Source organism: Ochrobactrum sp. RH2CCR150, from assembly GCA_014138095.1.
Taxonomy (GTDB): Bacteria; Pseudomonadota; Alphaproteobacteria; order Rhizobiales; family Rhizobiaceae; genus Brucella; species Brucella gambitense.
In genome coordinates this window covers 1-20,821 of the sequence record JACGXE010000014.1, presented here as the reverse complement: position 1 = coordinate 20,821, position 20,821 = coordinate 1, and the positions used below count along the sequence as shown (strand labels likewise).

The following is a 20,821-nucleotide window of genomic DNA, read 5'->3' as shown; positions in this document are numbered from 1 at the left end:
GCGTATGTGCCCCACACGCCAACTCGCCATCAGCCACATTATTTCCTATTTCAGCGAGGACGCGAGCAGCATGCCGGAGCCGCCACCCAATCCCGGCCCCGGATGGGTCGATGCACCGATATGATAAAGGCCGGGCACGTGGGTGCGGTAGTTGACCGACGACTTGAATGGACGCCAGATGAAAAATTGATCGACGCCGCAAAACCCGCCATAGGGGTCGCCACCAACGAGGTTCATATTCATCGCTTCAAGGTCGGCTGGCGAATAAGACTTACGGGCGATAATGGTCTCGGAAAAACTCTCGATGTGTTGGGCGAGGATACGCTCAACGCGGTCGGCATATTGTTCGCGCAATTCGTCGGTCCAGCACCCATTGGCAGGCGTGGCGAGTTCTCCCGCAGCATCGCCTTCGATGTGTCGCGGGGCTTCCGGCAATTGCAGCCAGAGGATTGCCTGACCTTCCGGCGCGCGCGACGGGTCAAGCGCGGTCGGCTGGCCGACGCAGATGGTTGGTACCGCTGGCAACATGCCACGGTCACACTCATTGGCTGCGCGGGATACGCCATTGAGACCGGGTGTAAGGTGCAAGAGCGCCACTTTCGACAGGTCTTCGCCGCCCTTCCAGCGTGGGGGAGACTTCAGCGCATAGTGAATCTGCATGTTGCCTTTGCCATAGCGATAGGCTTGCAGTCCTTCCGCAACGGCTGAGGGCAATGGCTTGCTGGAACTCTTCAGCAGGCGACCGTAGAGCTGGTTGGGTGTGACCGAGGCAATGACGCCCTTGCTCGCCTGAAGAACCTCGCCGCTGGCAAGCCGAACACCCGTGGCTTGACCGTTGTGACCCTCTATTATTGCGTCCACATCCGCGCCGGTGCGGATGGTCCCGCCGTGATCTGTAATGAGTTGCGCGAACGCTTTGACGAGATTGTCGGCGCCGCCTTTGACAATCGGGCAGCCAGCAAGTTCGATGGCAAAGCCGATAACCCGGAGCATCGCAGCAGAATAGGTGCTTTCCGGATTGAGACCGCAATGAAGTACCCAGGGCGCAAAGAGCCCGCGCATCACATCGGACCGATAGGTGGTTTCGAGATGATGGCGGCCATTGACGAGCGCCTCGCCAAACCACGCGGCGAGATTGCGGGGGCCACGCTTCCAGGCTTCCTTCAGCACCGTCTTGAGGATGCCGCCAGACCAGAGTGATCCGCCAAGCAGCGAGAACATGAACGGTGCGTCGGCTCCCATCCGGTCCATCTCGCGGGCAAAGGCCTTGCCGTCATCATCGGCCAGTGCATCGAAGGCCGCGATATTGGCTTTGCGGTCTTTGGATAGGATCGCATGCCGTCCGTCGGCCAGCACAACGCCTGTCGGCAGATCGGTATGGGCGAATTCGAGGCCCCGGGCTTCCAGATCCTTGCCGAGTGCGCCATAGGCGGGCGAAGTCAAGAACAGCACCATAGTCGTTGCCATGACGTCGTGGTGGAAGCCCGGTGCAGTGATCTCTTCAGTACGCAGACAGCCGCCCAGCCGCTCGTTGCGCTCGAGTAGCAGTACCTTTTTACCCTTTTTGCCGAGCATCGCAGCGGCCACCAATGCATTAATGCCGCTACCGACCACGATATAGTCATGTGTCGCCATGTGTCGTCGCTCCCCTGAAATTGGACGCTGTCCAGCGCACGCCAAACTTTATCGATTCCTTCGTCATCAGTGCGAGTGTCGACAAGCCTGTTCCCTGAAGTCCAACGATGAATTCTGTGGCATGGACGTCCCCCTCAATCGCTTCTTTAAAAAGCTTGATATGAATTTTCTTGAAGCTTAAAAGATATCATATGTGAATGCAACGAAATGCCTGCTCTCTAAGTTGAACTTTTCGACGTATCCTGCCGTCCCGGGCCCTCAATACACGCGGTAAACGCTGCATCTGGATCCGAGACGTCAGAGGCTCTGCCGATATCGACTTACGCAGTTATATGCATTTGAAAATAATGGGGGCGTAAAATTGAGTGGATCTGACGTGGAGTTCGATGCCGTCGTCATAGGCGCAGGGCATAATGGCCTCGCTGCCGCGGTGCATCTGGCGGCTAAAGGCTGGCGTGTTGCTGTTGTGGAGGCGGAGGCGTCACCCGGAGGAGCGGTGAAGACCATGGAACTGACGGAGCCTGGTTTCCGTCATGACTGGGCCGCCATGAACTTATCTATGTTTGCGGGATCAGCTTTTCACGCAGCTTACGCCGCAGACCTCGCTGCGCAGGGTCTTGAATTTGTACCCGCACAAAATTGCTTTGCCAGTGTCTTTCGCGACGGCACCCATCTGGGCGTGTCCAGCGACGTGGCTGTAACGAATGCCAAGATTGCGGAACTGTCGCCCGCCGACGCCAAGGCGTGGGCAGAGATGCTGTCAGATTTTGAGCGTAATGCGCCGCATATTTTCGGTTTGCTCGGCTCGCCGATGCCGTCGCTGGCAGCAGCAAAGACGGCCTGGAAGGCTTATCGCGCGCTCGGCATGGATAATCTGTGGCGCATTGGGCAACTTCTGCTTGCGACACCACGTGATTTTCTCGATGCCAATTTCGAGAATCCTAAACTCAAGGCCATGATGGCCGCCTGGGGGCTGCATCTTGATTTCGCACCCGACGTTGCGGGCGGAGCGCTGTTTCCCTATCTTGAATCAATGGCAAACCAGGCATTTGGGATGGTCATCGGCAAGGGTGGAGCGGATACAATCATTCGCGCAATGGTAGGTCTTCTGCAGAAGAACGGCGGACAACTCATTCTTGGTCAACGTGTCGAGAAGATCAATCTCGACAATGCCGGAAGAGCAACAGGGGTGGTTCTGTCCGATGGGCGCGCGTTGAACGCAAAACGAGCGGTGATCGCCAACCTCAACCCCAAAATTTTGTTCGGCGGTGACATGCTGCCTCAATCGGCGATTCCGCCGAAGGTTCATAAGGCGACAGATGCTTTTCGTGCCGGACCCGGTACGATGATGATCCATCTTGCCATGGATGAGTTGCCAGATTGGACGGCGGGCGCTGAGCTCAAGCGTTTTGCTTATGTCCATATCGCCCCGGACCTCGCCATGATGGCGCGCGTCTACGCGGAAGCTATGGACGGATTGCTGCCGGGAGAGCCAGCGCTTGTTGTGGGCCAGCCCACGGCCATTGATCCATCCCGCGCACCGGAGGGCAAGCATGTCCTTTGGGTGCAGGTGCGCGTCCTCCCAGCCGAGATCAAAAGTGATGCAATCGGTGAGATTGCGGATAGGGATTGGAACAGTGTGAAAGATTCCTATGCTGATCGGGTCATCGGAATCCTCGAGCGTTATGCGCCAGGAATTCGTGATATGATCCGGGCCCGCTCGGTCTTTTCTCCCGCAGATCTGGAGCGCGAGAATGCCAATCTTATCGGTGGTGACAATCTAAGCGGTTCGCACCATCTCGATCAAAACTTCCTGTTCCGTCCTATCGCGGGCTACTCGCGTTACAAGACGCCCGTCAGCTCGCTTTATATGTGCGGCGCCTCCACATGGCCCGGCGCTGGTACGGGCGCGGGCTCAGGCTTCATGCTTGCAAAGATGCTCGCTGGCAGCTGATGTGTGGCGCCGATACTGAAACGGATTCAGATCGGCGGCGCAATCTCGGTCTTGGACTTGCTTAGCGACCGATGTGCATTGGTGGCTATGCAAATATGGCATCCTTATCGGGGAACCAGCAGTCGATCAACGATTAGCCGCTTTCAGTGCCTGATCGAGATCTTCGATGAGATCCTGTGCTTTGTGAAGACCAACGTTCAATCGGATGGTGCGTTCGCTGACACCAAAGCGTGCGAAGACATTGGTTTCGGGCGAAATGCTGAGTGCGGCTTTTGCTGGAACAACCAGACTTTCAGGGCCGCCCCAGCTTACCCCGATACGAATGATTTTCAGCGCATCGACGAAGGTGGGAATATCCACCGCATCTGTCACCTCGAAGGAAAACAGGCCACCAAAGCCGGAAAGACTATTTCTGCCGGGATGGTCCGTGAAAGCCGGATGCATAACGTTAGCGATCGTGCTCGAGGCTTGCAGCCATTGCGCAACTTCTAAGCCAGCCTCATGATGATGACGCATCCGCAGGGGAAGTGTTTCGAGATTGCGCAGCACCAACCATGCTTCAAACGGTGCCAGCTTTGCGCCGGTATAGGGAAAGATTTCCGCGTTGACGCGATCAATCAGTGCGCGCGGTCCGGCGACCAGTCCGGCGACCGTATCGCTCTGCCCCCCCAAATATTTGGAAGCGGCGTGGATGACGAGATCAATGCCGATTGCCAGAGGATTCTGGAAAAGAGGGGTCGCCCAGGAATTATCGACGATTGTCAGAACGCCATTTTTGCGGGCAGCTTCCGCGATGGTTTGCAGATCCTGCAGCTCAAAAACCATTGATGTGGGGCTTTCGAGATAAGCCAGACGCGCACCAGGCAGCGCTTCGATCATACGCTCGGTATCTCTACCATCAATGTACTCGACATGAACGCCGAAGCGCTTCAGCACTTTTTCAAAGAAACGGAACGCATCGCTATAGACGTGGCGGACGGTCACAATACGGTCGCCGGGATTGACAAAGGCGAGGATCGTTGCCGCGATTGCGCCCATACCACTGGAAAAGGCGCGCGCATCTTCGGCACCCTCCATTTCCGCAATCCGCTGTTCAAGCAGGCGAACCGTTGGGTTGTCGCCGCGCGAATAAATGGGCTTTGGCGACCGGCCTGCGAAGACCGCTTCCAGTTCTGCATAGTTGTCGAACAAAAACAGGGATGTCTGGTAGATAGGCGGCACGGCAGCGTCGAACGGGTCGTCGCGTATGGAAGTAAAACTGTTTGGAATAATTGTGTGCTGGTCATCGAATTTCGGCGTTTCGTTCATGATTATCCTCGCAAAGCAGAAATTGGGTCGCGGATGTTCGTTTCCGGCGTTCAACCCGCATCGCGGGACAAGGAGCCAATAACCGGCTGTCCCTGCTCATCGATCAGGCTACCGAGGTCGGGAGATAGCAGTCGGTCTGCAAAAAAGCGTTCGCGCAACAACATGACCAGGAGCGCCTTCTTATGGGGAAACTGGACATGCTTGATTTTGGCAAAGCCGGACCTGTCGAGATTACGGATTTGCTGCTGATGATGATGGACAGGTTCTCCGACGATCCGGCTTGTTCGAGAATCCGCGAGAAACATGTAGTGCATCAGGGAAGGTAGCCAGGCACTGACGAAAGCCTTGCCGCGAAAGGCGTCTTCGCCAATCGCAACATGCCAGCCCCGATCATATGGGTCCGCCTCATAATAGGGACCAAGCCGGTCTTCCTTTGCCCAGTAAAGCTCGAAATACCCGAAGGGGATGCCGTCAAAAGTCCCTATTAGGGGTAGTGTACGCGGATCAGTCAGCCGTCCATTGAGGAAATCGCGGTGATAATCGAGGCTGCCCTGGTCCTCCCAAATTGCAGAAACACGGGGATCATTCATCCAGCGATGAAAATGCTCCAGATCGCTTTCCAGATTGGCTACGTGAAAGGACAGGACCTTGTCGATCCAGGGAATATGGCGCCGATAGACGGTGCCGTGCGGCTTCGGCGGGCGTACCGGGTGGTGAATACCTTTGGTTATCGTTGATACAGCTGGATAGCTATGATGGGGCTCTCCAAGCCAAAGTTGTGCGAGCTGGAAAAGGAGTTCCGGGCGGGAGGTGAATCCATCCTCGCTCTGTTCCAGCGCACCTATAGCTAGAAGGTTTGTGGCGTCATAGTAAGCAGGTAGGGTCAGCTTTACGCAAGGCAGATCCGGGTGGCATGTAAAAAGCGCTTCCAGTACAGCAAGAACTGCGCTTTTAACCTCTGTGGATGCTGGTGGCAAGGTCTCGAAATCAAGATTAGGGCTGCTCGCAAATGAGAATGCGCCCGCGGCAATATTCTCATCGTTGCGCTTTACGCTGAAGCTATTTGCAGTCGCTGTAACATGTCCAAAGAGCGTCGGCGTTCGAGTATCAACTGCGCTCGCATGGCTGGTGAAGCCCGATGCTGGCAGGCGCAGTCGCATGCTGCTCTCGCCTCCCATGTAGAAGGAATATTCTCTTGCTGGCGATGTATCCATCGTCATTTCTCCAACATCAGGAATTCAATTGGCGCGTCGCCCATGACGACGAATTGGTCGTCTGTGATTAGTTCTCCAAAGAGACGATTGAGCGATCAATAAATTCAGAGAAAAGATGGAAATTTTTACGAATAAAAAATTTGAATTTTCATTTATCTCATTCGTCTATCGAACATCAGGAAAGCAATGGAGAATATAGCATGTGACTTTCATCAAGTGTTGATCAAAAAATGATTGGAAAATTGAATTATTTCTCCAGAGAATCATTCTGATGAGAATATCTTTTGTTTTATCTTAGGATGAAAACAATATGAATATCGACCGTAAAATAATTGAATTGAATAGCAATCATCAGATTGCATCTGAGTGGCCGCTGTCATCGACACAGTCGCGCATCTGGCTATTGTCGGCTATCGGAAATGAAAGCATTTATGGTCGCCAGATGCTGGGGCTGGCCCTGGTCGATATAGACGCAGATTTTGCCGCAAAAAGATTAGCGCAGTTGTGCGCGAGACACCCGCTCATCACGCGTCGATTTGAGCTCAAGCCGGGCGGTGTGGTTTATCAGCATGTACCTGACGCCGGCGGGTTCGACATTGTCGAGCACCAAGTGGCAGACGGTGCTGATACTGATGATGTGGTGCGGGCTGTGGCGCGCTCGGAACGCGACCGGCACATCGATCTCGAGCAGGAAAATCCTGCGCGGTTCTACTTATTCAAACGCGGAGACAAGGCCGTTGGAGTGCTGTTCTCCCTTCATGCAATTGTTGCTGACAGCGCAACACTGGGACAACTGGCCGAAGATTTTACCAGATCCTTACGAACAGGTTCTGGTGAGACCGTAAAGGCTCCGTCCACATCATGGTCTTTCAAGCAAGATGCAGCGCGCACGCCCACGGCCGACAAGGTCGATTTCTGGTTTGATCGTCTCGGAGGGCAGGAGAATATCGCGGTTCTCACTCCGGTAATGCCTGAAGGGTCTGAGCCGGGCAGTTGGACGGAAATAGAAACACGGGTTCGGCTGGATAGTTCGGTATCGAAAGGGAGGCTTGAAACTGATCTGTTGACCGGCTTGGCCGTGGTACTGCGGCGTTATTCGGGCTCTGGGACGCAACGGATCGGCTTGGCTACCAGGGCGACGGCTGCCGGTGTGGCGATGAGAACCGAAGACATTCTGATTGTCGTCGGCGAAATCAATGGCAGCATGACATTTCAGGAGACGGGACAGCATTTCGAACGGGAGATTGCTGCCTCTCGACAAAATTTTATTCCGTTCGAAACACTGGCCGATAGCCTGCTACGCCGGGACGAAAGCTTCGAAACCACGGCGCTCGCCAGAACCATTCTCGATCTGCGATCGGCATACTCTCTCGACGACACGTCCACGCGCGTCATCATCGAACCGCCAGCGCGCCGCGATGCTGAACTGGTGATGACTGTACGTCCCGGAAGCGATGGTAGTTTCAAAATAACCTTTGGCTTCGATCCGCAAAAGCAGTCCCTCAGGCATGTGGCGCGGTTTGCCGATGATCTGAAAATTGCTCTTGACCATCTGGGTAGCGCCCCGACTCCACTTATTCGAAATACCCCGTTTGTTTCGCAAGCGGAACTGGAACGGTTGTCCGCGCCATATCCTGACCAACCGCAGCAGGATGACGGTGTGCCAGTGCATGAAGTCATCGCGGCACAGGCATCGCGACGGCCTGACGCGTTTGCGGTTGCACAAGGTGACCGCTCCGTCACCCATGGTGAGTTGGAGGCTTCAGCCAATCGCCTTGCCCATCATCTGATTGCCTTGGGGATCGGGCCGGAAAAACGTGTGGCGGTGGCGCTCGATAAATCCATTGATGCCATCGTAGCGATTCTGGCGGTTATGAAAGCCGGAGGGGCGTTCACGCCCGTTGAGCCGGATCACCCTGAAGCCCGCAACCGGCATATTCTTTCTGCGCCGGGCCTTTCGCTGGTTATCACGCGCAAACGCTTCCGCGAAAGTCTTCCGCAGGATGTCGTTGTGCCGAAACTGGATATTGATGGGATAGACCTGTCGCTGGAAAGCGACAAGCCACCGACATCGACAATTAGGCCGGATCAGCTTGCCTATGTCATCTACACATCGGGTTCAACCGGGGTACCGAAAGGTGTGGCCGTCGAACAGGGTCCGCTGGCGCATCACTGCAAGGCCACTTTGCGCATTTACGAGATGAGCGAGGAATCATGTGAATATCCGGTCTTACCGTTCACATCCGATGGTGGGCACGAACGCTGGATGGTGCCGCTGATGGCTGGCGGCGGCGTAATTCTGACATCCGACAAGCTTGCAACCCCGGACGAGGCTTTCGCGCTGATGCGCAAGCACGGTGTCAATAATGCCAGCTTACCGACAAGTTATGTGCGCGGGCTGGCCGAGTATGCGAGCGAGCATCCTGATATACCGGGATTGCGGTTGTATTCATTTGGCGGCGAGGCACTGCCGCGCGCCGTCTTCGATATGATCAACGATAATCTTCAGGCTCCGCTCCTCATCAATGGTTATGGCCCGACAGAAACCATCATGACGCCCATGATCTGGAAGATTCCGTTGGGAACTCGCTTTGAGGGCACTGTGGCACCAATCGGGCGAGGGGTTGGTGATCGCAGAATTTACATTCTTGATGAGGATCTGGCCCCGGTTCCGGTCGGTGTCGTCGGCGAGATTCATATTGGCGGCAGCGGCCTTGCCCGTGGTTATCAGGGACGCCCGGATCTGACGGAAGAGCGGTTCATTCCTGATCCTTTCGCGTCAGGCGCGGGTCGAATGTATAAATCCGGCGATCTCGGCCGATGGCGTGAGGACGGCATTGTCGAGTTTGCCGGTCGGGTCGATCATCAGATCAAGCTACGCGGTTACCGTATCGAGCCGGGTGAGATTGAAGCGGTCTTAAGCGCTGATCCACGCATTGCTGAAACTGTGGTCCTGCTGCATCATGACGGTGCCCGCTCGTCACTGGTTGCCTATGTCGAGCCGCGCGAGGGCGAAAGTGTCAGTGTCACTGAATTGCGCCGCGCTGCCATGGTTGCGCTACCGGATTATATGGTTCCGCAGACGATCATGCTGATCGATAAATTGCCGATGGGGCCAAACAGCAAGCTGGATCGTGCCGCCCTTCCAGCGCCGTATTTAGAGCGTGAAACCATTGCACCGGAAAATGACCGTGAGCGAGACATTCTGACTGTCTGGCGCGACGTACTGGACATACCGGATGTTGGCGTTACGGAGAACTTTTTCGATATTGGCGGGCAATCCCTTGCGGCGGTTCGCATCGTGTCACGGCTCAAGACGCATTATCCAGATTGGCCGCTGACAATTGCAGATATGTTCAACCATCCAACAGTGCGTGATCTTGCTGCAGCGCTCGACGGCGCGCGTGATGACACTGGCGTCAACGTCATTTATCTGCGCCGCAGTGGCGACCGCCCTGTACTCTACTGTTTTCCGGGACTGCTGGTGAGCACGCGCGAATATATGCGTCTCGTGGATTATCTGGGCCCCGATCAACCAGCCACGGGGTTCATTTGTTATTCGCTCAGCGAAACCAAAACGCTGAGCACAAGGGTGGAGGACATCACCGCACGTTACGCCGAGGAAGTCAGGAGCCTGGCCAAGGGCAGGCCTTGTGCTTTTCTTGGTTGGTCGTGGGGTGGGTTGCTTGCCTATGAGGCAGCGCAGCAGCTTGGAAGCGATATCGATCTGCGCATGATTGGTATGGTGGACGTCTGCGATATGGACGAGGAGTTCACTGTTGGAATTCTGCCCCGCTTTGAGGAGAGTGTTCGTGACCGAACCCACCGTCGCGTACAGGAATGGCTGACGGTAGCGCCAATGCGCGATGACTGGCAGAGGCTATTCGCAGCGATGGACAGTGAAATCTACGAGCAGTTTCTCAGTCATGTGGTGAAACACGATGTGGTTCTGCCTGTCGACGGACCAGACATTGGCTCTGAGGAACATACGTTCTGGGTTCTCGTCGATAATGCGATGATCTTCCGTAACTACAAGCTTTCGCAAAGTGATTTCCGCATTCACGCTTTTGCGGCGGAGGATTCTTTAACTCGATCGCTCAATGTCATCGACTGGCGCCGATATTCGTCCCGGGCAACGGCACCCGAGATCGTCAATGGCACCAACCATCTGACGATTATCGGTAAATCTCCCTTTCACCAGCGTTTTGCGCGTAGACTCGATGAAGCGCTGGTCAGCAAATTGCATAGGACTAACGAACTCGTTTGAGTGGCTGTGTCACTCGGCTTTAGTCAAACCTTGCGCGTTTGTCGTGCTGCAGTTTCGCGAAGCAGGCTGTCCTCCCGGCGTTTCGCAAACTGCCTAACAGGAGAAACATCATGTCCTCTGAAGTGCTCGACCTTGTGGGTGCCGGAATTGGTCCTTTCAATCTCAGTCTCGCGGCCCAATTGGACTCCATACCGGACATTAAAGCGCGCTTTTTCGACAAGCGAGCGGCTTTCGCGTGGCATCCCGGTATGTTGCTACCGGGTGCGGAGATGCAGACATCGTTTTTGAAAGACCTCGTAACGGGAACGAATCCCACGAGTCCGTGGAGTTTTCTGTCCTATCTGGTCAAGCACAAGCGCTTCTATCAATTCCTGAATGCTGAATATGAGGCCGTGCCGCGTCGTGAATTCGCCAAATATCTCGAATGGGTGGCGACAGGATTGAAATCGCTGCATTTCGACACTCGTGTTGAAGATGTGCGCTTTGATGACAGCGTCTTCAGTGTCCGGGTCAATGGTGAAGAGGTCAAAACGCGCAACCTGTCTGTGGCTGTTGGCAAACAACCTTCTATGCCTGATTGGGTGGCGAGCCTTCCCCAGCGAGTATTCTTTCACAACAGCGTCGCAGCCGAGAGGCTCGGCCCGTTGAAAGCCCGGCGTATTGCTGTGATTGGTGGAGGGCAAAGTGGTGCAGAGATTGTCGATGCGCTTCTTGACGCAAATCCAGACACTTCCATTTACTGGATCAGCCGCAGGCCGAATTTTGAGCCATTGGACGCGACACCATTCACCAATGAACTATTTACCCCGGGCTATATGGGGTGTTTTCATGGGTTGCCAGAGCCTCTGCGTCTGTCGCATACCCAGCGCCAGATGCTGGCCAGCGACGGCATATCGGCTTCGACGCTCAAAAAGCTCTACCGGCGGCTGTACGAACGGAAACTGGAGCATTCGGCGGGCCATGAAGCTGATATTTCGCTTTGTCCGTATCGTGATGTGGTTGCCGCCGATTATGCCGATGGCGAAATACATCTGACCATGAATAACGGTTTTGATCAGACGACAGAAACGGTAACTGTTGACGCTCTCGTTTTGGCGACAGGCTATCGTTTTGTTCTGCCGGAATTTCTCAACTCCTTGCATGCGCCTCTTGCAATGAATTCGCTGGGTGACCCGGTTCTCGAGCGCGACTTCTCGCTCGTTTGGGATGGACCGAACAAGAACAGAATATACGTCATGAACGCTGGGCGTCACAGCCACGGAATTGCAGAGCCGCAGCTCAGTCTGGCAGCCTGGCGCAGTGCGGTAATCGCCAACTCGCTTCTGGGAAGGCAGCATTTCGATCTGACCCCGCCAGATGCCATCGTGCGATGGCAAGCCGAAACGGGTGGCGAACTCCGTTCGCGCGATGTTGAAGTTGTTCAGGCTGCAGAATAAGCACTCGGATGAGTGAAAGCGAGATTGCCATTCATTGCTGGCATTTGAGACATGATACTGTCTGCAATACAGATGTCTTGAGCCCGGAGGAAAAAGCGCGCGCCGCTGCCTTTCGCTCTGTTTCCGGGCGCAAGCATTTTATTGCAGGGCGCCAGCTTTGTCGCTCGGTCATCGCATGTATGACCGGGCAAACACCGTCGGACATTCGACTTGAGATCAATCCAGCAGGAAAGCCTTATTTGCCCGACTGTGGCATTCACTTCAGCCTGTCTCACAATGCCAATTGCGTGATGCTTGCGACGAGTTGTCACGAGGACATCGGTATCGATGTGGAAGCTGACCGAAACGATTTTTATGCCGACCTTGAGGGGGCATCCTCACTGACGTTATCCACTGTTGAGTTAGGGGCCATTGCACAACTTGACGGGTCACAGAGATATGACGCGCTTCTGTCTACATGGGTTCGGAAGGAAGCGGTGCTGAAATGTTGGGGGCAAGGTTTTCAGGTCGATCCGAAAGAAGTGAACATCCCGCCGGATATGTGTGGAACTTCCGTGACATTACAGGCTGAGTGGCCCCAGGTATTGGTTCACGGAGGACAATTTTTGGATGCCTCCGGAGCGCGCTATTTCTGGGCGCTAGCTGAAGCTTGCGAGAAAAATGTCGGCGGAAGCAGATTGCAATGGAATATGAGCGACTTACCACCTTAACCGGATAAACACCGCTAAAACAGTCAGATAGATGACATCAAATATAACTTGATTATTATATTCCACTTTTATAGGCTGTTTCGGTCACTTGGCGGGGAAATGCAAATTTGGATTTCGAAGGGCCTAGAAATGACACTCAATCTTTCACAGTCAACGTTGAATGGCCAGGTTCAGGAAGCACTTCTCATCCGCCGAAAGCTATTAGCCGTTGCGCGGCGTATCACGGGCAGTGCAACAGTAGCTGAAGACATCGTTCAGGAAGTGATGCTGCAGCTTGTCTCGACGCCTCTAGGGTCAGAGGTGGCGCGTCCAGCTTCCTATGTTACCCGGATGGTGAAAAATCTCGCTACTGATCATCTGCGGCGCCGTGCATTCGAAAGAGCCCTTTTTGTCGAAGAACCACCCAGCGGATGTATGTCGCAGTATGGCAGCCCTGAAGAGCATGTGCGTGAATGTCAGGCTTATGAAGCTTTTCGACATGCCATGGAAGTCATGCCGCCGCGTACGCGAGCATTCTACGAGCAGTATTATTTTGATGGGGTTCCACAGAAAGTCATTGCCCAGCGCGCCGGAGTTTCCTGTGCGCTGGTCTGCGGACTTTTGAAAGACGCGCACCGGCTTTGTGTGGCGGCTATCGCGTCGGATGACGAGCGGAAAACACCGGTGAAACCCAGAACAAACGCCTGAGAGCCGGGAGCCATCTATGCATGATGCGATCGAGATAAGTGAAAACAAGGGTCAGATTTGCCGTGATATCATGTCGGAGTTATCTGACTGGTTCAGCGAACCAGCGGTGATCGAGGCTTGTGCGGAGGCGGTTGAAACACTGCCGATGTTCGGCTGCGTGGACGGCGGCGATATTGTGGGGTTCGTCGCGCTGAAGCAACATCCACCGTCGGCGATGGAAATACTGGTCATTGCTTCGCGGCGTTCCCATCATCGCGCCGGAATTGGCAGGCGGTTGCTGATTGCGGCTGAGAACGCAGCGAGAGAAGCCAATTGTCAGCTTCTAACTGTTAAGACGCTCGCGCCACGCGGCAAAAATGAGCCGCAGTATGATGCAACGCGCGCCTTTTACGACAAGAACGGATTTATCAGGGCCGAGACATTCCCTACTCTGTGGCATGAAGACCACCCATGCCTCTTCTTTGTCAAACCCCTGGATGCATCGCATTGATGATTGTTTATCGCCGAACCATTGTTCCAAGAACTGTTGTCATATGACGCCTGAATTTGTTTCGTTTTCTTTATTGACACGCCGTAGTCTTCTTCAGGCTGCGGCGGGTATTTGTCTGGCAAGCAGTTCGTCTGCGCTGGCGAATGTCGAGCGGACGGCGCAGCGTGTGGTATCGCTGGACTATGGACTGGTGTCCACCATGCTGGCATTCGGGGTTGTCCCAGTGGCGATTGCAGGGCGAGCCGACTGGAGCAAATGGGTGGTCGAGCCGGAGCTTCCGTCGGGCATCGCCGATCTGGGATCCACCAGTGCAATCAATTTTGAAGTTCTGGCGAGTATCAAGCCGACACTCATTCTGACGACCCCGTTTCTCGCGCCGCTGAAACCGAAGCTGGAAGCCATCAGCCCTGTGCTTGAACTCACGATCTATGCAGAAGGCGGGGATGCCTTGTCTCGTTCCATTGCGGCCACATCGGCGTTGGGCGTGGCCCTTGGGCGCGAAGCGCAGGCGCGCGATTTTCTCGAAAAGGCCGATCGACAATTTGATGAATATGCCGCGCGGATTGCACAATTGAAGGCCCCGTCACTGGCACTGGTTAACTTTGTCGATTTGCGTCACGCTCGCATTTATGGCGGGGGCGGGCTCTATCAAAGTGTTTTGAGCCGCATAGGTCTTAGAAATGCATGGACTGGCTCTGCTAACTATTGGGGTTTCGAAACCATTGGGCTCGAACAACTGGCCTTGATGGACCAGAATATGCGACTTGTGGCCTTCGAACCTCTGACGCCGCCTGATATTATGACAAGACTGGAAGAGAGCCCTTTGTGGAGTTCATTGCCTTTTGTCGAGGCTGGCGGCTACACAATTCTTCCCGGCGTTCTGATGTTTGGCATGGTGGTGGAGGCATTGCGTTTTGCGGGTCTCCTGGTTGATGCACTGGAGCGCACGGCATGACGCGTCTCAGCCCATCGTCAAGCGGCATCACGCCGTTCATTGCAATTGCAATGCTGTTTGCTGGCGGCTTGTTGGCTTGGCATAATATTGCCCCGGACATCGGCAGATTATTCGAACGGAGTATGGATTACGATCCGCGTTACATTGTGCTGGCCTACTCGACATTGCCACGTCTGGTAACCGCATTGATTGGTGGTGCGGCTCTGGCGCTTGCGGGTACGTTATTGCAACAGGTACTGCGTAATCCTTTGGCTTCGCCAACAACGCTGGGTATCTCGGCCGGAGCCAATCTGGCTCTTATAGTCACCATGCTGGCCTTTCCTTCGCTTGCAGGTCTGAGCCGGGACACAGTGGCACTGATAGGTAGTTCTATCGCGGCGGCATTGGTTTTTCTTATCGGCGCGCGGCGGAATTTCTCGCCCTTTGCGCTTATTCTGTCAGGTTTGATTGTCAGTGTGTGGTGCGGTGCGTTGGCCTCCGTTCTGATCTTGATGAACGACCGCTATTTGTCGGGACTGTTCATATGGGGCGCGGGTTCTCTGGCACAGCAGAGCTGGTCAATTCCACTATCGTTGATCCCGAAAGTTGCTGTTCTATTCTTGGCGATCTTCGTACTGGCGCGTCCACTTGCGTTGATGGAGCTGGGTGACAGTGGCGCGAGTGGCCTTGGTCTCTCGGTCAAGCATACACGTATTGCCGCCATTTGCCTCGCCGTGGCGTTAACAGCCGTGGTGACGAGTGCCGTTGGTGTCATTGGTTTCGTTGGTCTGGTCGCACCAGCAATCACACGTCTTGCTGGCGCACGCACGCTAAAAAACCAGCTTATCTGGTCGCCAATCGTTGGCGCAGGCCTATTGTTTCTGACCGACGAAGTGGTGCTCGTATTGACAAGCACGACGTCCAGCTTTCTTCCAACCGGCGCCGTCACTGCTCTGTTTGGAGCGCCGGTACTCCTGATGCTCGTTCCCCGTTTGAAAGCGGTTCATCGCGGCTTGCCGGACATTGCAGCAGGACCGAAGCATGTCATGGCTGCCAGGGCGTGGCTGGTGATTTTGGTGTGTCTGGTGTTGCTGTCCCTATTATTGTTGGCAATTTTCTTCGGGCGTGATCCAGGCGGTGATTGGGCATTCACTGGTACCAGTATGTGGTCCGAGATTTTACCATATCGCATTCCGCGTGTGATCGGCGCTTTTGCGGCGGGCCTGATGTTGGGCACGGTGGGAACCTTGCTCCAGCGGTTGACGGGAAATGAAATGGCGAGCCCGGAAGTGCTCGGTATCTCCGCCGGCGCCACTATGGGCGTGGCCGTAGCGTTATTTATCTTACCCGTCATGGGCTTGTTTGTGCAAATCGGCTTTGCTGCAATTGGCGCATTGATTGTACTCGTCATCATCATTGTGCTTGGATTGCGTTCGGGCTTTGCGCCGGAGCGAGTCCTGCTGACCGGTATCGCGCTTACCGCCATGCTGGATGCAGCGGTTGGGATCATCGCAGCCAGCGGTGATCCACGCGCCATCACCTTGCTGCAATGGATGAGTGGTTCAACCTATCTCATAGAAACTCCGATCGCGCTTATCGCTGCGGGAATCGGGGTAGCAGGTCTGTTGCTGGCACTGCTGATGCGTCGATGGCTCGACATGTTGCCGCTCGGACCTGTGGTAGCGCAATCGGTGGGTATTCATGTGATGCTCGCACGCTCGGCGCTGCTGATGCTGGCAGCTTTTCTGACAAGTGCGGCAACGCTTGTGGTCGGGCCGCTGAGCTTCATTGGATTGATGGGGCCTCATTTCGCTCGCGAGCTTGGCTTGCGTCGTGCAATTCCGCAGGTGCTTGGCGCTGCGCTGGCCGGTGCCGGGCTGATGGTTCTTGCCGACTGGGTTGGCCGCATGATCGCCTTTCCCTATCAGATTCCCGCTGGCCTTGTTTCGGCATTGATCGGAACGCCGCTATTGCTGGTTCTTTTGTTGCAGCGCAGGCGTTCAGTCTGAGTTCACAACTGGCTGTTTTTGACAAATCCGAGTTGACAACAATCTGGAGACAACGAAATGCGTAAAGTCGCTTTGGTAACCGGAGGCACTCGCGGTATTGGAGCTGCCATATCGATGGCTCTGCACGAGGCGGGCTACAATGTCGCCACCACCTATATCCGTGACAAAGAGGCTGCAGCTTCATTCTCTGAAAGCACTGGCATCCCGACATATCAATGGGACGTTTGCGATTATGCGGCCTGCGAAGAAGGAATCAAAAAGGTTGAGGGAGAGTTGGGTGCTATCAACGTTCTTGTCAACAATGCTGGCATTACACGCGACCGGATGTTTCACAAAATGACGCCGGGCGAATGGCATGAAGTGATCAGCACCAATCTCGGTGGTCTTTTCAATATGACCCACCCGATCTGGCAAGGAATGAGAGACCGCAGTTTCGGCCGTGTTATCAATATCTCGTCCATCAATGGCCAGAAGGGTCAGATGGGACAGGTGAATTACTCGGCTGCAAAGGCCGGAGATCTGGGGTTTACTAAAGCCCTGGCTCAGGAAGGCGCAGGGAAAGGTATAACGGTCAATGCCGTATGTCCCGGTTACGTCGGGACGGAAATGGTCAGGCGGGTTCCTGAAAATGTCATGAACGAACACATTCTCCCGCAAATTCCTGCGGGCCGTCTGGCGACACCAGACGAGATTGCACGTTGCGTATTGTTCCTCGCTTCCGATGCGGCTGGTTTCATCACTGGCTCGACGCTATCAGTGAATGGCGGTCAGTATTTCGCCTGAGGCAAAGATCAATGGCGACCATTGGGCAGCGGGCACAATTGCCCGCAGCCGGCCACGCCCGGAAGAGTATATCGCAAGCAGCAGACCTTGCGCTGCACGATGGCATTGCCGCACGCCGGTTGCGCGGTGCGCATCATGCCATACATCGGGTTCTTTCCGCCGTCAGGCCATAGCGGCTCATCAAGGAGCGCGCGTCCTGCAAGGCCGAGATCGGGATTTACATGGGTGCCGATTTCGTCGACAATCCACGAGTAATAGCCCGCGACATTGTTCCATAGGAGCTTTGGCGCTACTTTTGCATTGGTGCAAATGGCTTCAATCAATGGTTCTATATGGTCCCGCATCAAAGCGAGAAGATCGAAGGTGCGCTCCGGAGCATTTGCGTCGTCGCCGGAGTGGTCGAGAAGGAGTGCAGTTGGTGCAGCATTGGCAGGTTTGCAGACGAGAACGGTCCTATCCAATTTTAAAGGCAGCCGCTTTCCACAAACGAGCCGCAGCACCGTCGGCGTGATGGAAACGATGCTGAAATAATACATCGTCCACATTGAAATTATGGCACGACGGTCGCCACCCGGAAATGAGGATGCGAAACGCTCTATGACTTCACTGAACACGGCGGCATCGGTCAGGTCGCTGCACGGAATTATTGCGTTCTCTTCGGGAGAGGCGAGCAGCATTTTGCCGCGACAATAAGCGAAGCGTTCGTCAATCGCTTTGTCCAGCACATGGGGGTCCCAAGTCTTTGTGGCAAGAGCGTCCCGATGTGTTGGTTCAGGTACAGCCATCTCGCTTTACCAGCGATATTTGAGTGAGCCAGTCACGTTGCGGCCCTGACTGAGATAACAAAATCCGCTTTCGCAGACATCAAGGCGACGGTCAGCAATGTTGCGGACGTTGACGGCTGCTGTCAGACCGTCAAGATCACGATTAATCGCGCCGAAATCATAGCTCATGCCTCCATCGACATAGAGTGCCGACGGGTTCTTATCGGTGTTGGCATTGTCGGTATAGCTCTTGCTGTTGAAGCGCAGGCCCGCACCGAGGCTGAGCCCCTTCGCCACCGAAGCCTCATCGAAGGTGTAGTTGGCCCAGAGCGACGCGGTATGCCGTGGGCGTACCGCGACCTCATTACCGGAGTTTTCGCCTTCGGTGATTTCAGACTCGCTCAACGTATAGGCCGCAATGAGATCGAGCCCGGACGAGATTGCCATTCTCGCTTCGAGTTCCAATCCCTTTGTGGTGACTTCACCCAGTGATTGATAGGAGAGGGTGAGCGGATCAACCAATTGTGGCTTGTTCTGCTCCACAATGTGATAGGCCGCGGCGGATAGAAGAATATCCGTTCCGGGAGGCTGGTACTTCACGCCAACTTCGTATTGTTCGCCTGTGGTTGGTTTCAGCGTGTCGCCGGATGCAGAGCGTTGGGTGACGGGATCAAAGGACGCGGAATAGTTTGCATAAGGGGCTATGCCATTGTCGAACAGATAGAGCGCACCCAACTGTACCGATGTTGCGCTGTCATCGACGTCCTGGCTTTCTTGCGTCCCTGCGCTGACATAGGTGGTATTGCGCTTCTGGTTCACCCAGGTCTGGCGTGCACCCAGTGTAAATCGCCATCGGTCTAGTTCGATCTGGTCGAGCGCATAAATGCCGGTTTGGCGCAGGTCCATATCCAGCAAAGAGTAATTGAAGTCAGGAGTCGCGCCGGTGATGCCGTATTGCGGGTTGGAAATGTCGAGATCGAAAGCTGGATCGACGGCGCCTATTCCATAACCAAAGGATGACGACAGGTTTGTGTAGTCCAGCCCAAACAACATCGTATGCGAAAGAGGTCCAGTGTCGAATTTGGCTTCGAGCTGGTTGTCTATCTGAAAGATGTTAGCCTCATCCTTGAGCGCGGTCGCACCGCGATGGGCAATCGTGTCGGTCCAGCTATAAATGCTGAGATAGCGTGCGCGCAAATCCATATGTGAATAACGGGCATGTTGCCGGAACGTAGTTCCATTGTCGAATTCATGTTCAAAACGATAGCCGACCTGCTGTTGCCGCACTTTCTGATAGTCGTATTTCGGATCGCTGGCACGAAGATCAAGCACCCGTCCATCCGCCGTAACAACGGCGCTGGGGCTAGCGTCGGATTCGTCTGACTGTATCAGCCCATAAACCGTAAGCGACGTCGCGGCATCGGGTTTCCATGTGAAGGATGGCTGGAACATATAGCGATCATCGGCAATATCGAAATTGGTTTCTCCAGCGCGTGCAAGACCGGTGAAGCGATACAAGAAATTGTTGTTGTCTTCACTAACCGGTCCTCCAACATCGAAGGTCGCTTGCGCGCGGCTTTGTGTGCCGTAGAGCACGCCTACTTCTCGGAACGTTTCTTCGGTCGGCGCTTTGGAGATCTTATTGATGATACCGCCCGGTGAGCCTGCGCCGTAAAGCACCGACACTGGACCTTTGATCACTTCGACACGTTCAAGCGAATAAGGCTCGGTAGGGAAATTGCCGTAATTGACATAATACTGGCGCAAGCCATCGCGGAAGTCGCCATTGAGCGACAGGATTTGACCGCGCAACATGATGACATCGTAGCGGGGATCGAAACCGGTAGAGGCCGTGGTCACACCAGCGGTATAGTTGACCGCCTCAACGATGCTGTTAGTGGCGCGTTCTTCAAGCTCTTTTTGTGTGATGACCGATACCGCACGAGGCGTTTCGAGAATGGGTGTCGCAATCTTGGTAGCGCCATCGCTTCGTTTGGCCACGACAGTAGCATTATCCTCACTCACGCCGCCGATACCGCCGCCGTCGATAACGATAGGCGCAAGCTGGGTAGTATTACTCGCACTATCCTGAGCAAAAGCAGAGCCAGCCAGGGCAAGTGTAGCTCCCATCACTGAAGTTGATTGCAACAGTTGAAGGGTTATAAAACGGAGAGACTTATTCTGAAGGCGAAGTCTGGTCACGTCAAACAAATCCTCTCCAGAAGGCTACGCACAAGCGAAGCCAGTCAAGTAAATCAACTGAATATATTGTTCACGTCGTAACGTGTCAGATTGTGTAACCGAGATATATAATCAACATGGAATGCCGTCAACTTATCATGACAAAATTTATCAACTTTTTATGTGAAATTGATGACGTATAGATTGATTCAATTAGAAAGTATATTTCGATCCTATGTGTTGTCTTTGGTGGCGATAATTAAATAATAGGCGCATATAGAGAAATTTAAACTAAGATGCATCAGTGTATGTTTCAAAAATTAAGATCACATTCTTGCATTGGATGGCTTGTTAAGAGCCTGTTCCAAAAAGGATTGAGCGATTTCAGTCGGTTATGATTCAATCGGATTGCTTACATTCGATGGAGATCATGATGGCCTGGACTGCAA

At 54.4% G+C, this 20,821-nt stretch carries 14 protein-coding genes; 9 read left to right on the top strand and 5 right to left on the bottom strand.

All coding sequences use genetic code 11. The features are described 5' to 3' along the window. Nucleotides 1–45: 45 nt before the first annotated feature. On the bottom strand, nt 46–1,635 hold the full coding sequence (locus tag FHW03_RS21005; RefSeq protein ID WP_182522405.1) for an NAD(P)/FAD-dependent oxidoreductase: 1,590 nt from the start codon (nt 1,633–1,635) through the stop codon (nt 46–48). A 361-nt stretch (nt 1,636–1,996) separates the two neighbouring features. Here FHW03_RS21005 and FHW03_RS21000 point away from each other — a divergent pair, with 361 nt between their 5' ends. After that, on the top strand, nt 1,997–3,589 hold the full coding sequence (locus FHW03_RS21000; protein WP_377515372.1) for a phytoene desaturase family protein: 1,593 nt from the start codon (nt 1,997–1,999) through the stop codon (nt 3,587–3,589). 126 nt (nt 3,590–3,715) lie between these two features. Here the strand turns inward: FHW03_RS21000 and FHW03_RS20995 are convergent, their stop codons facing one another. After that, entirely contained in the window at nt 3,716–4,897 is a 1,182-nt protein-coding gene (locus tag FHW03_RS20995) for a PLP-dependent transferase (RefSeq protein WP_182522404.1), read from the bottom strand. Nucleotides 4,898–4,947: 50 nt separating this feature from the next. Further along, entirely contained in the window at nt 4,948–6,117 is a 1,170-nt protein-coding gene (locus FHW03_RS20990) for a GNAT family N-acetyltransferase (protein ID WP_377515370.1), read from the bottom strand. A gap of 304 nt (nt 6,118–6,421) precedes the next feature. On the opposite strand from FHW03_RS20990, the gene FHW03_RS20985 reads away from it, so the two are divergent. The 8 genes from FHW03_RS20985 (at nt 6,422) to phbB (ending at nt 17,427) form a co-directional block, all read left to right on the top strand. Next, nucleotides 6,422–10,378: a non-ribosomal peptide synthetase gene (locus tag FHW03_RS20985; RefSeq protein WP_182522403.1), complete on the top strand. Its 3,957-nt coding sequence runs from the start codon at nt 6,422–6,424 to the stop codon at nt 10,376–10,378. Between the two features lie 110 nt (nt 10,379–10,488). Next, a complete protein-coding gene (locus FHW03_RS20980) occupies nt 10,489–11,814 on the top strand; it encodes a SidA/IucD/PvdA family monooxygenase (protein ID WP_182522402.1) in 1,326 nt (441 codons plus the stop codon). Between the two features lie 8 nt (nt 11,815–11,822). Then, the gene (locus FHW03_RS20975; RefSeq protein ID WP_182522401.1) at nt 11,823–12,524 is read left to right on the top strand and encodes a 4'-phosphopantetheinyl transferase superfamily protein; all 702 of its coding nucleotides are present in this window, start codon (nt 11,823–11,825) and stop codon (nt 12,522–12,524) included. 99 nt (nt 12,525–12,623) lie between these two features. Next, nucleotides 12,624–13,211 carry a sigma-70 family RNA polymerase sigma factor gene (locus tag FHW03_RS20970; RefSeq protein ID WP_280994689.1) on the top strand — a complete coding sequence of 196 codons (588 nt, stop codon included), beginning with the start codon at nt 12,624–12,626 and terminating at the stop codon, nt 13,209–13,211. 16 nt (nt 13,212–13,227) lie between these two features. Then, a complete protein-coding gene (locus tag FHW03_RS20965; protein WP_182522400.1) occupies nt 13,228–13,701 on the top strand; it encodes a GNAT family N-acetyltransferase in 474 nt (157 codons plus the stop codon). A 43-nt stretch (nt 13,702–13,744) separates the two neighbouring features. After that, entirely contained in the window at nt 13,745–14,656 is a 912-nt protein-coding gene (locus tag FHW03_RS20960) for an iron-siderophore ABC transporter substrate-binding protein (protein ID WP_182522399.1), read from the top strand. Further along, nucleotides 14,653–16,644, top strand: a complete 1,992-nt coding sequence (fhuB, locus tag FHW03_RS20955) for a Fe(3+)-hydroxamate ABC transporter permease FhuB (RefSeq protein WP_182522398.1) — start codon at nt 14,653–14,655, stop codon at nt 16,642–16,644. The genes FHW03_RS20960 and fhuB overlap by 4 nt, the downstream gene beginning before the upstream one ends. A gap of 57 nt (nt 16,645–16,701) precedes the next feature. Beyond that, nucleotides 16,702–17,427, top strand: coding sequence for an acetoacetyl-CoA reductase (gene phbB / locus FHW03_RS20950; RefSeq protein ID WP_182522397.1), 726 nt, complete (start codon nt 16,702–16,704; stop codon nt 17,425–17,427). Between the two features lie 8 nt (nt 17,428–17,435). Here phbB and fhuF read toward each other — a convergent pair whose 3' ends face one another. Next, a complete protein-coding gene (gene fhuF / locus FHW03_RS20945; RefSeq protein ID WP_182522396.1) occupies nt 17,436–18,212 on the bottom strand; it encodes a siderophore-iron reductase FhuF in 777 nt (258 codons plus the stop codon). A gap of 6 nt (nt 18,213–18,218) precedes the next feature. After that, a complete protein-coding gene (locus FHW03_RS20940; protein ID WP_182522395.1) occupies nt 18,219–20,321 on the bottom strand; it encodes a TonB-dependent siderophore receptor in 2,103 nt (700 codons plus the stop codon). Nucleotides 20,322–20,821 lie beyond the last annotated feature (500 nt).

Coding starts and splice junctions, on each gene's coding strand:
- FHW03_RS20965 (WP_182522400.1), top strand. CDS start 13,228: ATGCATGATGCGATCGAGATAAGTGAAAACAAGGGTCAGATTTGCCGT.
- FHW03_RS20970 (WP_280994689.1), top strand. CDS start 12,624: ATGCAAATTTGGATTTCGAAGGGCCTAGAAATGACACTCAATCTTTCA.
- fhuB (WP_182522398.1), top strand. CDS start 14,653: ATGACGCGTCTCAGCCCATCGTCAAGCGGCATCACGCCGTTCATTGCA.
- fhuF (WP_182522396.1), bottom strand. CDS start 18,212: ATGGCTGTACCTGAACCAACACATCGGGACGCTCTTGCCACAAAGACT.
- FHW03_RS20995 (WP_182522404.1), bottom strand. CDS start 4,897: ATGAACGAAACGCCGAAATTCGATGACCAGCACACAATTATTCCAAAC.
- FHW03_RS21005 (WP_182522405.1), bottom strand. CDS start 1,635: ATGGCGACACATGACTATATCGTGGTCGGTAGCGGCATTAATGCATTG.
- FHW03_RS20980 (WP_182522402.1), top strand. CDS start 10,489: ATGTCCTCTGAAGTGCTCGACCTTGTGGGTGCCGGAATTGGTCCTTTC.
- phbB (WP_182522397.1), top strand. CDS start 16,702: ATGCGTAAAGTCGCTTTGGTAACCGGAGGCACTCGCGGTATTGGAGCT.
- FHW03_RS20940 (WP_182522395.1), bottom strand. CDS start 20,321: ATGGGAGCTACACTTGCCCTGGCTGGCTCTGCTTTTGCTCAGGATAGT.
- FHW03_RS20975 (WP_182522401.1), top strand. CDS start 11,823: ATGAGTGAAAGCGAGATTGCCATTCATTGCTGGCATTTGAGACATGAT.
- FHW03_RS20990 (WP_377515370.1), bottom strand. CDS start 6,117: ATGACGATGGATACATCGCCAGCAAGAGAATATTCCTTCTACATGGGA.
- FHW03_RS20960 (WP_182522399.1), top strand. CDS start 13,745: ATGACGCCTGAATTTGTTTCGTTTTCTTTATTGACACGCCGTAGTCTT.
- FHW03_RS20985 (WP_182522403.1), top strand. CDS start 6,422: ATGAATATCGACCGTAAAATAATTGAATTGAATAGCAATCATCAGATT.